The 12,987-nt window shown below is 69.7% G+C and carries 13 protein-coding genes; 7 read left to right on the top strand and 6 right to left on the bottom strand.

Annotated features, from left to right (window positions below; all coding sequences use genetic code 11):
- The first annotated feature begins 21 nt into the window (after nucleotides 1-21).
- A complete protein-coding gene (locus ATK30_RS10325; RefSeq protein WP_101435401.1) occupies nucleotides 22-1,026 on the top strand; it encodes a saccharopine dehydrogenase family protein in 1,005 nt (334 codons plus the stop codon).
- Nucleotides 1,027-1,030: 4 nt separating this feature from the next.
- On the opposite strand, the gene ATK30_RS10320 is transcribed toward ATK30_RS10325, so the two are convergent.
- Genes ATK30_RS10320 through paaI form a run of 3 tightly spaced genes read right to left on the bottom strand, consistent with a single transcriptional unit; the run spans nucleotide 1,031 to nucleotide 3,299 of the window.
- Nucleotides 1,031-1,621, bottom strand: coding sequence for a TetR/AcrR family transcriptional regulator (locus tag ATK30_RS10320; protein WP_101435400.1), 591 nt, complete (start codon nucleotides 1,619-1,621; stop codon nucleotides 1,031-1,033).
- Nucleotides 1,618-2,907, bottom strand: a complete 1,290-nt coding sequence (gene paaK / locus ATK30_RS10315; RefSeq protein WP_101435399.1) for a phenylacetate--CoA ligase PaaK — start codon at nucleotides 2,905-2,907, stop codon at nucleotides 1,618-1,620. Before paaK ends, ATK30_RS10320 begins: the two co-directional genes overlap by 4 nt.
- Nucleotides 2,904-3,299, bottom strand: a complete 396-nt coding sequence (paaI, locus tag ATK30_RS10310) for a hydroxyphenylacetyl-CoA thioesterase PaaI (RefSeq protein ID WP_101440737.1) — start codon at nucleotides 3,297-3,299, stop codon at nucleotides 2,904-2,906. The genes paaK and paaI overlap by 4 nt, the downstream gene beginning before the upstream one ends.
- Before the next feature lie 200 nt (nucleotides 3,300-3,499).
- Here paaI and paaZ point away from each other — a divergent pair, with 200 nt between their 5' ends.
- Genes paaZ through paaE form a run of 6 tightly spaced genes read left to right on the top strand, consistent with a single transcriptional unit; the run spans nucleotide 3,500 to nucleotide 9,302 of the window.
- Nucleotides 3,500-5,527: a phenylacetic acid degradation bifunctional protein PaaZ gene (gene paaZ / locus ATK30_RS10305; protein WP_101435398.1), complete on the top strand. Its 2,028-nt coding sequence runs from the start codon at nucleotides 3,500-3,502 to the stop codon at nucleotides 5,525-5,527.
- Nucleotides 5,524-6,549 carry a 1,2-phenylacetyl-CoA epoxidase subunit PaaA gene (gene paaA, locus ATK30_RS10300; RefSeq protein WP_244194574.1) on the top strand — a complete coding sequence of 342 codons (1,026 nt, stop codon included), beginning with the start codon at nucleotides 5,524-5,526 and terminating at the stop codon, nucleotides 6,547-6,549. The genes paaZ and paaA overlap by 4 nt, the downstream gene beginning before the upstream one ends.
- Nucleotides 6,546-6,830, top strand: a complete 285-nt coding sequence (paaB, locus tag ATK30_RS10295; RefSeq protein WP_009073848.1) for a 1,2-phenylacetyl-CoA epoxidase subunit PaaB — start codon at nucleotides 6,546-6,548, stop codon at nucleotides 6,828-6,830. Before paaA ends, paaB begins: the two co-directional genes overlap by 4 nt.
- A gap of 13 nt (nucleotides 6,831-6,843) precedes the next feature.
- Nucleotides 6,844-7,701 carry a 1,2-phenylacetyl-CoA epoxidase subunit PaaC gene (gene paaC / locus ATK30_RS10290; protein ID WP_101435397.1) on the top strand — a complete coding sequence of 286 codons (858 nt, stop codon included), beginning with the start codon at nucleotides 6,844-6,846 and terminating at the stop codon, nucleotides 7,699-7,701.
- Entirely contained in the window at nucleotides 7,698-8,225 is a 528-nt protein-coding gene (paaD, locus tag ATK30_RS10285; RefSeq protein WP_183124002.1) for a 1,2-phenylacetyl-CoA epoxidase subunit PaaD, read from the top strand. The genes paaC and paaD overlap by 4 nt, the downstream gene beginning before the upstream one ends.
- Nucleotides 8,226-9,302, top strand: coding sequence for a 1,2-phenylacetyl-CoA epoxidase subunit PaaE (gene paaE / locus ATK30_RS10280; protein WP_101435396.1), 1,077 nt, complete (start codon nucleotides 8,226-8,228; stop codon nucleotides 9,300-9,302).
- Nucleotides 9,303-9,931: 629 nt separating this feature from the next.
- Here paaE and ATK30_RS10275 read toward each other — a convergent pair.
- Genes ATK30_RS10275 through ATK30_RS10265 form a run of 3 tightly spaced genes read right to left on the bottom strand, consistent with a single transcriptional unit; the run spans nucleotide 9,932 to nucleotide 12,874 of the window.
- Nucleotides 9,932-11,050, bottom strand: coding sequence for an adenylate/guanylate cyclase domain-containing protein (locus tag ATK30_RS10275; RefSeq protein ID WP_101435395.1), 1,119 nt, complete (start codon nucleotides 11,048-11,050; stop codon nucleotides 9,932-9,934).
- Between the two features lie 4 nt (nucleotides 11,051-11,054).
- Nucleotides 11,055-11,504, bottom strand: coding sequence for a universal stress protein (locus ATK30_RS10270; RefSeq protein ID WP_101435394.1), 450 nt, complete (start codon nucleotides 11,502-11,504; stop codon nucleotides 11,055-11,057).
- Nucleotides 11,505-11,560: 56 nt separating this feature from the next.
- Nucleotides 11,561-12,874: a chromosome segregation protein gene (locus ATK30_RS10265; protein ID WP_312878235.1), complete on the bottom strand. Its 1,314-nt coding sequence runs from the start codon at nucleotides 12,872-12,874 to the stop codon at nucleotides 11,561-11,563.
- Nucleotides 12,875-12,987 lie beyond the last annotated feature (113 nt).

Below are 12,987 nucleotides of genomic sequence, written 5' to 3'. Positions count from 1 at the left end.
AGAGTCGCCAGAATCAGCGTCATGGCAGATTCCCAGCGTGTTCTGGTCTACGGCGCCAGCGGGCACACCGGACGGTTCGTGGTCGACGAGTTGCTGCGACGCGGTCTTCGGCCGGTCGTCGCGGGGCGCAGTCAGTCGCCGCGGTTCGCCGAGTTGGATCAGCGCACGGCAAGCGTCGACGACGGCCCCGGTTTGCGGGCGCTCCTGCACGACGTCGCGGTGGTGATCAATTGCGCCGGTCCGTTCCTGGACACCGCGCTGCCGCTCGCGACCGCAGCCGTCGAGACCGGCACCCACTACCTGGACGTCACCGCTGAACAGCCAGCCGTCCAGCAGCTCTACCGCGAACTCGACGCGCCCGCCCGCTCGGCCGGGACAGCCGTGGTGCCCGCCATGGCGTTCTACGGCGGGCTGGCCGATGTGCTGCTCACCGCCGTGCTCGGGCCCGAGACGTCCGCCGCCGAGGTCGAGATCGCCATCGGACTGGACCGGTGGTGGCCCACGGAGGGAACCCGGGCCACCGGCGTCCGCAACACCGCGACCCGGCTGGTGATCCGCGACGGCCTCCTCGTCCCGATCTCCGCCCCGGCTCCGGCCGGCAAGTGGGACTTCCCGGAGCCGATCGGCGCACAGTCCACTGTGGAGCTTCCGTTCTCCGAGGTCGTCACCATCGACCGGCACCTCAAGGTGGGAACACTGCGCTCCTGGCTGAACACCGCCCCGCTCGAAGACCTTCGCGACCCGGACACCCCGGCCCCGCAAGCCCACGACGAGCACGGACGTTCGGCTCAACGCTTCGCCGTCGAAGTCGCTGTCGGCTCCGGTGGCCAGACTCGCCGCGGCACCGCGACCGGGCGCGACATCTACGCCACGACCGCCCCGCTCCTGGTCGAAGCCGCCGTCCGGCTCCTCGATGGCCGGTACCAAGGCTCGGGCGCACTGGCACCGGGCGAGGCATTCGCCGCCGCCGACTTCCTGGCAGCGATCCAGCAGTCCGACGCCGATTTCGAAGCTGTCTGGCGATGACCCGCTAGGCGCGCAACCCGTCGAACGCCATCTTGCACACGGCGTCCGCCAGCTCCTCCGGCGACGACCCGCGCCGCGGCCGGTACCACTCGATCAGCGAGTTGACCGTGCCGAACAGCAACCGTGCCGCGATAGCCGGGTCGATGTCCGGCCGGACATCCCCTTCGGCCTCGGCCTGCTTCACCAGATCCGTCACCAAATGATCGAACTCGCGCCGCCGCGCCAACGCCGCCCGCTCGGCCTTCGTATTGCCCCGCACCCGAAGCAGCAACGTCACGAACGGCAGGCGATCCGCCAGCACCAGCACGCTTCCGCGCACCAGATGCTCCAAGCGGTCGATCGCGCGCCCGTCGAGCGCTTCCGTCGACTCCGCGACCTCGAACAGCCCGTCCAGCGCCCGGTCCACCGCCAGCCGCAGCAGTTCTTCCTTGCTCGGCACGTGGTGGTAGATCGCGGATTTCGTGATGCCGAGCTTGCGCGACAGGTCCTCCATGCTGGTCCCGTCGTAGCCGCGGTCGTTGAAAAGCTTGACCGCGACCTGGAGCAGCGACTCCAGGTCGTAGCCGGGCCGGCCGCGGCGGGCGGGGGCGGTCACGAGCGTTCGTCCAGCACGCGGCGCATTTTACCGAGCGAGCGCTCCAGCGTGTCCGGGTCCACGACCTCCACCGAAACGCTCACGCCGACGCCGTCCTTAACCCCGGCGGCCACCATCGCGGCGGCGGCGGTCCGGGCCTCGGCGGTGGCGTCCGCGCGGGCTTCGACGCGCACCGTGAGATGGTCCAGGCGGCCGCGGGTCGAGCGGACCAGCTGGAAATGCGGGCTCAATCCCTCGGTGCGCAGCACGATTTCCTCGATCTGCGTGGGGAAGACGTTGACCCCGCGCAAGATGATGAGGTCGTCGCTGCGGCCGGTCACCTTCTCCATCCGGCGGAAGGCCGGGCGCGCGGTGCCGGGCAGCAGACGGGTCAGGTCGCGGGTGCGGTAGCGGATGATCGGCAGCGCCTGTTTGGTCAGCGACGTGAACAGCAGTTCGCCGCGTTCGCCCTCGGGCAGCACCTGCTCGGTGAACGGGTCGATCACCTCGGGGAAGAAGTGGTCCTCCCAGACGTGCAGGCCGTCCTTGGTTTCCACGCATTCCTGCGCGACACCGGGACCCATCACCTCGGACAGGCCGTAGATGTCGACCGCGTCCAGCGCGAACCGTTCTTCGATCTCGCCGCGCATCTGCTCGGTCCACGGCTCCGCGCCGAAAATGCCGACCTTCAGCGAGCTGGCCCGCGGATCCACGCCCTGGCGCTCGAATTCGTCGAGCAGCGTCAGCATGTACGACGGCGTGATCATGATGATTTCCGGCTGGAAGTCCGTGATCAGCTGGACCTGCCGGGCCGTCATCCCGCCGGACGCCGGGATCACCGTGCAGCCGAGCTTTTCCGCGCCGTAGTGCGCGCCGAGCCCGCCGGTGAACAGGCCGTAGCCGTACGCCACGTGCACCTTGTGCCCCGGCCGCCCGCCCGCGGCGCGGATCGAGCGCGCCATCACCGTGGCCCAGGTGTCGAGATCGTCCTCGGTGTAGCCCACGACGGTCGGCTTTCCGGTGGTGCCGCTGGACGCGTGCAGCCGGCGGATCTTCTCCTGCGGCACGGCGAACATCCCGAACGGGTAGCTCTCGCGCAGGTCGGCCTTGGTGGTGAAGGGGAACTTCGCCAGGTCGCCCAGTTCGCGGCAGTCGTCGGGGTGCACGCCGGCTTCGGTGAACTTCTTGCGGTACAGCGGGACGTTCTCGTACGCGTGCCGCAGGGTCCACTGCAGCCGCTCCAGCTGGAGCGACGCCAGCTCGTCGGCGCTGAGGGTTTCGGCGAGGTCTGCAGTCTCGGCAGTCACTGTGTTTCCCGGGTTTTCTCGATGACGCGGCTGCGGCCGCGGAATTCGGCGACGACCTCGGGCCCCTCGGGGGTCTCCCGGTGCACCGTGACGTCGTAGATGCCGTTGCGGCCGTAGCGGGTGCGCTCGGCGGCCGTCGCGACGAGGTGGTCGCCCAGTTTCCCGGCGGCGACGAACGAGATCTCCGCGCCCGCGGCGACGGTGACCGGCCCGTGCGTGTTGCAGGCGAGGGCGAAAGCGGTGTCGGCGAGCAGGAACACGTAACCGCCGTGGGCGATGTCGTGCCCGTTGACCATCGTGTCGGTGACCTTCATGGTGGCCACCGCCCTGCCGTCGGCCGCCTCGACGAGTTCGATGCCGAGGGCACGGGACGCCTCGTCGGTGTCGAACATGGCGTGCGCGGCGTTGCGGGTCACGAGCTAGCCCTCCGGGACGGTGACTTACTGACCGAATGGCCGGTAATCCCGGCTGGAGCACAGTAAAGGCCGCGACTCGGGCGGTGTCAAGCAATGCGGGGCTTCCGATCAGTGCGGAGAACGGCTATCCTGCGAATTACTGAACGTCCGGTTGGTAATTCGGCGAGAGGGTCGGCATGGTTCTGCTCCGCAGCTACGTCTCCGGGGGATGGCACACGGCGCCTGGCGAGGGCGTCCCGTTGCACGACGCGGCGACCGGGGAGGAAGTGGCCCGGATTTCGTCGGAGGGGATCGACTTCGCGGCCGCGCTGGAGTACGGCCGCAGTGTCGGCGGTCCGGCGCTGCGGAAGCTGACGTTCCATCAGCGGGCGGCGCTGCTGAAGGCGCTCGCTTCGCACCTGCGTGAGCACCGCGAAGAGCTGTACGCGTTGTCGGCGCGCACGGGTGCGACGCTCGGTGATTCGAAGTTCGACATCGACGGCGGCATCGGCGTCCTGTTCAGCTACGGCTCGAAGGGCAAGCGCGAGCTGCCGAACGACACCGTGTACGTCGAGGGCGCGGTGGAGCCGCTGTCGCGCGGTGGCACGTTCGTCGCGCAGCACATCGCGACGCCGCTGCAGGGTGTCGCGATCCAGATCAACGCGTTCAACTTCCCGGTGTGGGGTCCGCTGGAGAAGTTCGCGCCCGCGTTCCTCGCCGGGGTGCCGAGCCTGATCAAGCCGGCCAGCCAGACCGCGTACCTGACCGCGCGGCTGGTGGAGCTGATCGTCGAATCCGGCATCCTGCCCGAGGGCACGGTGCAGTTCGTCGCGGGCAGTGTCGGCGATCTGCTCGACCACGTCACCGCACAGGATCTGGTGTCGTTCACCGGTTCGGCGTCGACCGCGCAGAAGCTGCGCGCGCATCCGGCGATCGTGCGGAACTCGGTGCGGTTCAATGCCGAAGCCGACTCGCTGAACTGCTCGATCCTCGCCCCGGACGCCCGGCCGTCCACGCCGGAGTTCGACCTGTTCGTCAAGCAGCTGACCACGGAGATGACGGTGAAGGCGGGGCAGAAGTGCACCGCGATCCGTCGCGCGTTCGTCCCGGCGGAGATGCTGGACGACGTCGCCGAAGCGGTCAGCGCCCGGCTCGCGAAGGTGACCGTCGGCAACCCGAGTGCTGAGGGTGTGCGGATGGGCGCGCTGGCCAGCCTGGAGCAGCGCGAGGAGGTGCGCCGTTCGCTGAAGGCGCTGCTCGACGCGGGCAGCGTCGTGTTCGGCGACCCGGAGCACGTCGACGTCGTGGACGGCGACGAGGCGACCGGCGCGTTCATGTCGCCGATCCTGCTCAAGGCGGACCCGGAGCGCGCGGAGCCGCACGAGGTCGAGGCGTTCGGGCCGGTGTCCACGTTGATGCCGTACACGTCGGTCAAGCAGGTGATCGAGTTCGCGGCGCGCGGCGGCGGCAGCTTGGCCGGGTCGGTCGTGACCGGCGACCCGGTGTTCGCCCGCGAGATCGTGCTGGGCGTAGCGCCGTATCACGGCCGGCTGCTCGTGCTCGACAGCGACGACGCGAAGGAATCCACCGGGCACGGTTCGCCGATGCCGCAGCTGGTGCACGGCGGCCCCGGTCGCGCGGGCGGCGGCGAGGAGATGGGCGGCATCCGCGGCGTGCTGCACCACATGCAGCGCACGGCCGTGCAGGCCAGCCCGAAGGTGCTCGGCGCGGTCACCGGCCGCTGGGTCGCGGGCGGACCGCGGGTCGAGGGCGAGCATCCGTTCCGGAAGTCGCTGGCGGAGCTGAGCATCGGCGACACCGTGGTGGCCGGTCCGCGCACCGTCACCCGCGCGGACATCGACCACTTCGCCGAGTTCACCGGCGACACGTTCTACGCGCACACCGACGAGGCGGCGGCCGCGGCGAATCCGCTGTTCGGCGGCATCGTGGCGCACGGATACCTGGTCGTGTCGTTCGCGGCGGGCCTGTTCGTCTCGCCCGAGCCGGGTCCGGTGCTGGCCAACTACGGCCTGGAGAACCTGCGCTTCCTCACGCCGGTGAAGGCGGGCGATTCCCTGACGGTCACCTTGACCGCCAAGCAGATCACGCCGCGGATCGACCAGGAGTACGGCGAAGTCCGCTGGGACGCCGACGTCACCAACCAGGACGGCGACTCGGTCGCGAAGTACGACGTGCTCACCCTCGTCTCGAAGGAGCAGCCGTGACTCAGACAGTGGAAAGCGCCGAACCTTTGGAGGAACTGGAAGCCCAGTTCGAGCACACCATCGAACGGGACCAGCGCATCGAACCGCGCGACTGGATTCCCGAGGGCTATCGCAAGACGATGATCCGCCAGATCGCGCAGCACGCGCATTCGGAGATCATCGGCATGCAGCCGGAGGGCAACTGGATCACGCGCGCGCCGTCGTTGCGGCGCAAGGCGATCCTGCTCGCGAAGGTGCAGGACGAGGCGGGCCATGGGCTGTACCTGTACTCCGCGGCGGCGACGCTCGGCGCGGACCGCGCGGACCTCACCGACAAGCTCATCACCGGCAAGCAGAAGTACTCGTCGATCTTCAACTACCCGACGCTGACCTTCGCCGACGTCGGCGTGATCGGCTGGCTGGTGGACGGCGCGGCGATCTGCAACCAGGTGCCGCTGTGCCGGTCGTCGTACGGGCCGTACGCGCGGGCGATGATCCGGATCTGCAAGGAGGAGTCCTTCCACCAGCGGCAGGGCTACGAGCTGCTGATGACCATGATGAAGGGCACGCAGCAGCAGCGGGACATGGTGCAGGAGGCGGTGAACCGCTGGTGGTGGCCGTCGCTGATGATGTTCGGCCCGCCGGACGCGGATTCGCCGAACACCGCGCAGTCGATGGCGTGGAAGATCAAGCGGCACACCAATGACGAGCTGCGGCAGCGCTTTGTCGACATGTCCGTGCCGCAGGCCGAGGCGCTCGGCGTGACGTTCCCGGACCCGGAGCTGCGGTGGAACGAAGAACGCCAGCATTACGACTTCGGCGCGGTGGACTGGGACGAGTTCAAGAACGTGCTCAAGGGCAACGGCCCGTGCAACGCGGACCGGATCGCGCACCGCCGGCGCGCCCACGAAGAAGGTGCCTGGGTCAGGGAGGCCGCTGCGGCGCACGCGGCCAAACTGCAGTCGGGGGGTCCAGGGGGGCTTGCCCACCGGCCGGGGTCTGGGGCTCGGCCCCAGAAAGCGCAGAAAGAGGTTTCGGCATGAAGCACGACTGGCCGCTGTACGAGGTGTTCGTCCGCGGGAAGCGGGGACTGAACCACGTGCACGTGGGTTCGCTGCACGCGGCGGACGACGAGATGGCGCTGCACCACGCGCGCGATCTCTACACCCGCCGCAACGAAGGCGTGTCGATCTGGGTCGTCCGCGCCTCGGACATCACCGCGTCGTCGCCGGATGAGAAGGACCCGTTCTTCGCGCCCAGCGGGGACAAGGTGTACCGGCACCCGACGTTCTACGACATTCCCGACAACGTTCCCCACATGTAAGGGATGTCTTGCCGTGTCCTTTGATAACGTCTACGAAGCCATCACCGAAGACAATGATGCCCGGTGGGCCTTCGGTACCGGGTTCGCCGATCCGCTGTCCGGTGTGGACACTTCGGTGCCGTCCGGAGTGGACGGTGCGCAGCTGGCCGCGTACTGCCTGATGCTGGGCGACGACGCGCTGATCTTCTCGCACCGGCTGCAGGAGTGGGTCGCGGGCGCGCCGGAGCTGGAGGACGAGGTCGCGCTGGCGAACATCGGGCTCGACCTGCTCGGTCAGGCCCGGTTGCTGCTGGCGCGCTCCGGCAAGGCGGACGGTACTGATCGGTCCGAGGACACGTTCGCGTTCTTGCGCGCCGAGAACGAGTTCCGGAACGTGCGGCTGGCCGAGTTGGGCAGCGCGCATTTCGGGCACTTGATCGCGCAGCTGTTCGTGTTCTCGACCTGGCGGCTCGCGTTGTTCCAGCAGCTGGAGTCCAGTGTGGACCCGGTGCTGGCGGCGATCGCGGCCAAGGGCGTGAAGGAATTGGCCTACCACCGGGACTATGCCGCGCAGTGGCTGGTGCGGTTGGGCGACGGGACGCCGTTGTCGCACGAGCGGATGGCCGAGGGGCTGGCCGCGGTGTGGCCGTATGTCGAGGAGTTGTTCGCGACGCATCCGGACGAGCTGGTGGATGCTGCTTCGTTGCGGCCGGAGTTCGACGCGATTCTGGATCAGGCGTTGGCGGCGGCTACGTTGGAGCGTCCGGAAACCGGTGCCATCGCCGGGGTTTCCGGTCGGACCGGGCGCGACGGCGTGCACACGGAACAGATGGGCTTCCTGCTCGCCGAGATGCAAAGCGTCGCTCGGGCCATGCCGGGGGCGTCGTGGTGACCGCCGACGTGTTCTTTCCCGCGGAGGCGGCATCCACTACCGCGGTCGCGGTGGCTTCGACGGTCACGGATCCCGAGCTGCCGATGCTGACGCTCGCGGATCTGGGCGTGCTGCGCGAGGTGTCCGAAGAGGACGGTCGGGTCACCGTGTCGATCACGCCGACGTACACCGGTTGTCCGGCCATGGACACCATGCGCGACGACCTGGAGCACGCGCTGCGCGATGCGGGATACACCGAGATCGACATCCGCACGGTACTGGAACCGGCCTGGACATCGGACTGGATCAGCGAGGACGGGCGGCGGAAGCTGGCCGAAGCCGGGATCGCGCCGCCGGGGTCCGCGCCTCGTCGGGCGGCCGGACCGATTCCGTTGACGCTCGGGCCTTCCGTGCGGCGGGTCGCTTGTCCGCATTGCGGGTCGCTCGACACTGAGGAGCAGTCCCGGTTCAGCGCGACCGCGTGCAAAGCGTTGCGGCGGTGCCGGTCTTGCTGGGAACCGTTCGAACACGTCAAGGAGATTTGAGTGACTGCCACCGTTTCCCGCCGTGCCGGGTTCCATCCGCTGCGGGTAGTCGAGGTCGAGCGGCTCTGCGACGACGCTGTGGCCGTGACCTTCGACGTGCCTGACGAACTGGCCTCGGTTTACGCCTTCGCGCCTGGGCAGTCGCTTACCCTGCGCCGTCTCGTCGACGGGCGGGACGAACGGCGGTCGTACTCCATCTGCGCCCCGGTCGGGGAGCGGCCGCGTGTTGGCGTGCGGTTGGTGCCGGACGGGGTGTTCTCGTCGTGGCTGGTCAACGAGGTGCGTCCCGGGGACACGGTTGAAGTTTCCGCGCCGACCGGGTCGTTCACGCCAGATCTCACCGCGGGCGGCCACCACGTGCTGATCGCCGCCGGTTCCGGGATCACGCCGGTGCTGTCGATCGCGGCTTCGTTGCTGGCCACGCCGGACGCCACGGTGACTGTGCTGTACGGGAATCGGCGTACGGACACGGTGATGTTCGCTGACGAGCTGGCTGATTTGAAGGACCGTTATCCGGCTCGGCTGGAGCTTGTGCATGTGCTGTCCCGGGAGCCTCGTGAGGCTGAACTGTTCACCGGGCGGTTGGACGCGGACAAGCTGCGCGCCCTGTTCGAGTCGATCGTGCCGGTCGAGGACGTCGACCACTTCTGGTTGTGCGGACCGTTCGGGATGGTGACCTCGGCGCAGGATCTTCTGGCGTCGCTGGGGGTTCCGGGGGAGCGGATTCACCAGGAACTGTTCTATGTGGACGATGTGCCGCCGGAGCCGGTGAAGCACGTCGATCCCGCGGTGGCCGGGGCTTCGTCCGAGGTGACGTTGGTGCTGGACGGCCGGTCCACGACGATGAACCTGCCTCGGGAGTCGTCGGTGCTGGACGGGGCGCAGCGGTTCCGGCCGGATCTGCCGTTCGCCTGCAAGGGCGGGGTGTGCGGGACTTGCCGGGCGAGGGTGACCGAGGGTTCGGTGGATATGCGGCGGAATTTCGCGTTGGAGAAGGCCGAGGTGGAGGCTGGGTTCGTGTTGACGTGCCAGTCTCATCCGGTTTCTGAGCGGGTGACGGTGGATTTCGATGCTTGATCGTTCCGGTTCGTAGGTGGGGTGGTTGCGTGGGGCACCCCGAAGCTGAGTGTGACTACGGCGCGGGGGTGCTTGTCAGGCGGGAAAGATGCCTTGACAAGCACCCCCGCGCCGTGTTTTTGGCTTCGTATCGGGGTGCGGGGGTGGTGGGGGTGCTTGGTGGGTTGGGTGCAGCGGTGCCCCGCTGCTGCCGTGGCGCACCCAACGTAGGTTCGGTGCGTTCCTCGCACCCAATGCCACATTGGGGCGCTAGTCCCACCGCGAACCGCAGCTCGCGCACCCAAACTCACCAGGCATCCAAGCCGCGTCCCCACTCACCAGCCGCGGCCCGCGCACCGCGCTCATCAAGCACCGAAGCCGCGCTCTCACCCACCAACCGCAGCCCGCGCACCCCGCTCATCAAGCACCGAAGCCGCGCTCTCACCCACCAGCCGCAGCCCGCGCACCCGCTCATCAAGCACCGAAGCCGCGTCTCCACTCACCAGCCGCAGCCCGCGCACCCCGCTCATCAAGCACCCAAGCCGCGTCTCCACCGCGAACCGCAGCCCGCGCACCCCGTTCACCAAACACCCACACCCCCCGAACCGCCCAGGAACCTGAGTCCGTGAAGGGGCCCCTCACGGACGGTCTCAGCGGCGTCGGCGGCGTTTGCGCGGCGTGGCGGGAGGAGCCGGGAAGTCGTCCGGTTCGGGGGTTTCGGGCGGGGTGGGGTCGCCTAGGCCGAGCATTTCCGCGGCCAGTTGCTGGGACGACGCGAAGCGGCCGGTGGGCTTGTCTTTCGCCCGGCGCAGGGCGGAGGGGCGGAGCCGGTTGTAGCCGCGGACCGCGATCGGGCGGCGGGTGCGGAGGTCGAACTGCGGCAACGGTTCCAGTTCCCCGGCCAGTTCCCGGTCGACCAGTACGGTCCCGGGCCGGGCGGCTGACGTGAGCCGCGCGGCCAGGTTCACCACCGAGCCGTAGACGTCGCCGAAGCGGGACAGGACCCGGCCGGAGGCCATTCCGGCTCGGACCGGGGGCAGACCGCCGTCTTCGCCGGTGCGTTCGGCCAGCGTCAGGGCGATTTCCGCGCCGTCGGCGGGGGAGTCGGTGACGAACAGGACCTCGTCGCCGATCATTTTCACGACCCGGCCGTGGTGTTCGGCGATGACCTCGGTGGCCAGGGATTCGAAACCGTCCAGGACCTGGGTCAGTTCTTCCTCGTCGGCTTCCCTCGTGAAACGGGTGTAGCCGACCATGTCCACGAAGCCGACGACCAGGGCGCGAGTTTCCAGGTCTTCGTCGGGGCTGGCGAACGCGCGCCCGGCGAAAGCGGCCAGGTGGCGGCGCCAGACGTAGCTTTGCACCTGCTCCAGTTCGGGGAGCAGACGCTCGACCAGACGGGTGACCTGGCGGTCGCTGCGGGCCAGCTCCGGGCTTTCGGTGATCAGCTCCCACAGCATGTGCACCTGCCACTCGGCCAGCCGGGACAGATGCTGGCCGAGGGCACGGGTCACCGCGACTTCCATCCCGGGCGCGACGAGCCCGGAACTCACCAACCCGTCGGCGATGCGCATCGCTTCGACGTCCGCGTCGGTGAACACCACCTCGTCGTCTTCGACGGTGGCGAAACCGAGCGCCCGCCACAGCCGGCGCGAGCGTTCCTCGGGCACCTCGGCCCGGTGCGCGACGTCGAGCCGGGTGTAGCGGCGGGGCCCGCCCAGCAGGGCGCGTTCCAGCCGCTGCTGCAGGTCCCGGGAAGAATCCGCCACGGCCTCAGGTGGTGTGCACGATCAGCACGTCGACGCCCGACTTCCGGGCCACCTCCGACGGCACCGAGCCCAGGATCCGCCCGGCCAGCGTGTTGAGGCCGCGGTTGCCGACCACCAGCAGATCGGCCGAACGGTCCTTCACGACCTTCCGCAGCATGTCGACCGGCTGGCCCTCCAGCGCGACCGTCTCGATGTCCGTGGCCCCGGCCTTCGCCGCGCGGTCCCGCGCGGACTGCAGCGTGTCCTCAGCGGGCGCGGACCCGACCACCTGGTAGGCCTCGTCGCCCAGCTCGTCCTGCGCGCGTTCCACGTCTTGGCGGCTGGCCGGGTGGTACGCGCAGACGACGACGAGCGTCGCCCCGGCGTCGGCAGCCACCCCGGCGGCCTTGTCCACCGCGGCGAAGGACGAGTCGGACCCGTCCGTGCCCACCACCACAGTCCGATAGACAGCCATCCACAACCTCCCGGCGATCGGTCAGCGGGGCGGCGCGGCCCCTTCGCGGGGGAAGGTTACTCGCCAGTCGGTTTTCCCGCCGGGCGCGGTTGCGGCTGCGGCTTGGGCACGTCGGAGGTCCGCAGCCGGACGGTCTGCTCGACGTCGCCGCCCGCCGCGGGCTTTCCGCTGTTCGCCGGGGCGTTCTTGCCGCTCTGACCAGCGGAATTCTGTCCGGCCGGAGCGTTGGCCGGGCCGCCTTGGGCCGCCTTGCCGCTCTGCGCGGCCGTCGCGCCGCCGCTGCCCTGAGCGGCAGGCTTGCCGCCGCTCTGCGGACCGGAAGCGGTGCTGCCGTTCGTGCCGGACTTCGGCCCGGAGCCGTTGGCCGTCTCGACCGCGGCCTTGATGTCCGCGGGCACCTCGCCGTCCATCTCGCCGAGGACGTGCTGCGCCTCGGCCAGCACCGTGCGCGCCGCCCGGACCTGCTCGGCCAGGCCCGCCCGGACCGCGCGCAGGGCCTCGACCCGCTCGTTGGCCTGGGTGATCCGGCGGTTGGACTCGTCGGTGGCGGTGCGGACGCGGCGGCGGGCCTCGTCGGCGGCCTCCGCGAGCCGCGCGTTGGCCTCGGTGATCGAGTCCTGGCGGCGCTTGTTCGCGTCGGCGACCGATTCGCGCTGGCGACGGTCGATGTCGGCCTTGGCGGCCGTCTCCTCCTCGAGCACCTTCGCGCGGATCGCGGCCGCGTCCTCGGCGGCCTCGCGGACCCGGCGCTCGGCTTCCGCCTTGCTGGCCGCCTCCTGCTCGGCCAGCACGCGCATCGCCTCGGCACGGCGGGTCGCCATCGCGATCTCGAAGTCTTCCTCGACCTGCGTGCGGCGGGCCTCGGACTCCGCGTCGAGCTTCTTGCGCTCGGCCTCGGCCTCGTCGGTGATCCGCTTGGCCTCGGCGCGCGCGTCCTCGAGCACCTTCCGGTGCTCGGCTTCCATCTCCTTGCGGCGCAGGTCGAGCTCGGTGAGCAGCTGCTCGTACCGGGCGCGCATGGCGCTGGCGTCGGTCTCCGCCTTGGCCCGGATGTGGCCCGCCTCGGCCTCGGCGCGGGCCCGCGTGTCGGCGGCCTCGTCCTGCGCCAGCCGCAGCATCCGCTGGAGGCGCTCGGACAAGCCCTCGACGCTCGTCGGCGGCTGCGCGAGCCGGTCCACCTGACCGCGCAGGTCGGCGATCTCGCCGCGCGCGACTTCCAGCTGACGGGCCAAATCGCCGGCTTGGGCGATGGCGGCGTCGCGGTCGGCGGTGAGCATCTTCAGGTCGCCGTCGAGCCGTTCCAGGTGTTCGTCGACCTGGGCCCGGCTGTATCCCCGCTTCGCTACGTCGAAGCCGGCTCCCAGCGGCACGAGTTCGCGTTCATCGCCAAGACTCATGACACCACCGTAGTCGCTCCGCGGTCACGGACGGGTGAGCACCCACGGGGTCCGGCCGCCCGTGCGCCGAGCGGCCGGACCGCTGG

It is taken from the genome of Amycolatopsis echigonensis, from assembly GCF_002846615.1.
Taxonomy (GTDB): domain Bacteria; phylum Actinomycetota; class Actinomycetes; order Mycobacteriales; family Pseudonocardiaceae; genus Amycolatopsis; species Amycolatopsis echigonensis.
The sequence above is the reverse complement of the archived record's forward strand: the minus strand, read 5'-3'. Positions and strand labels throughout refer to the sequence as shown.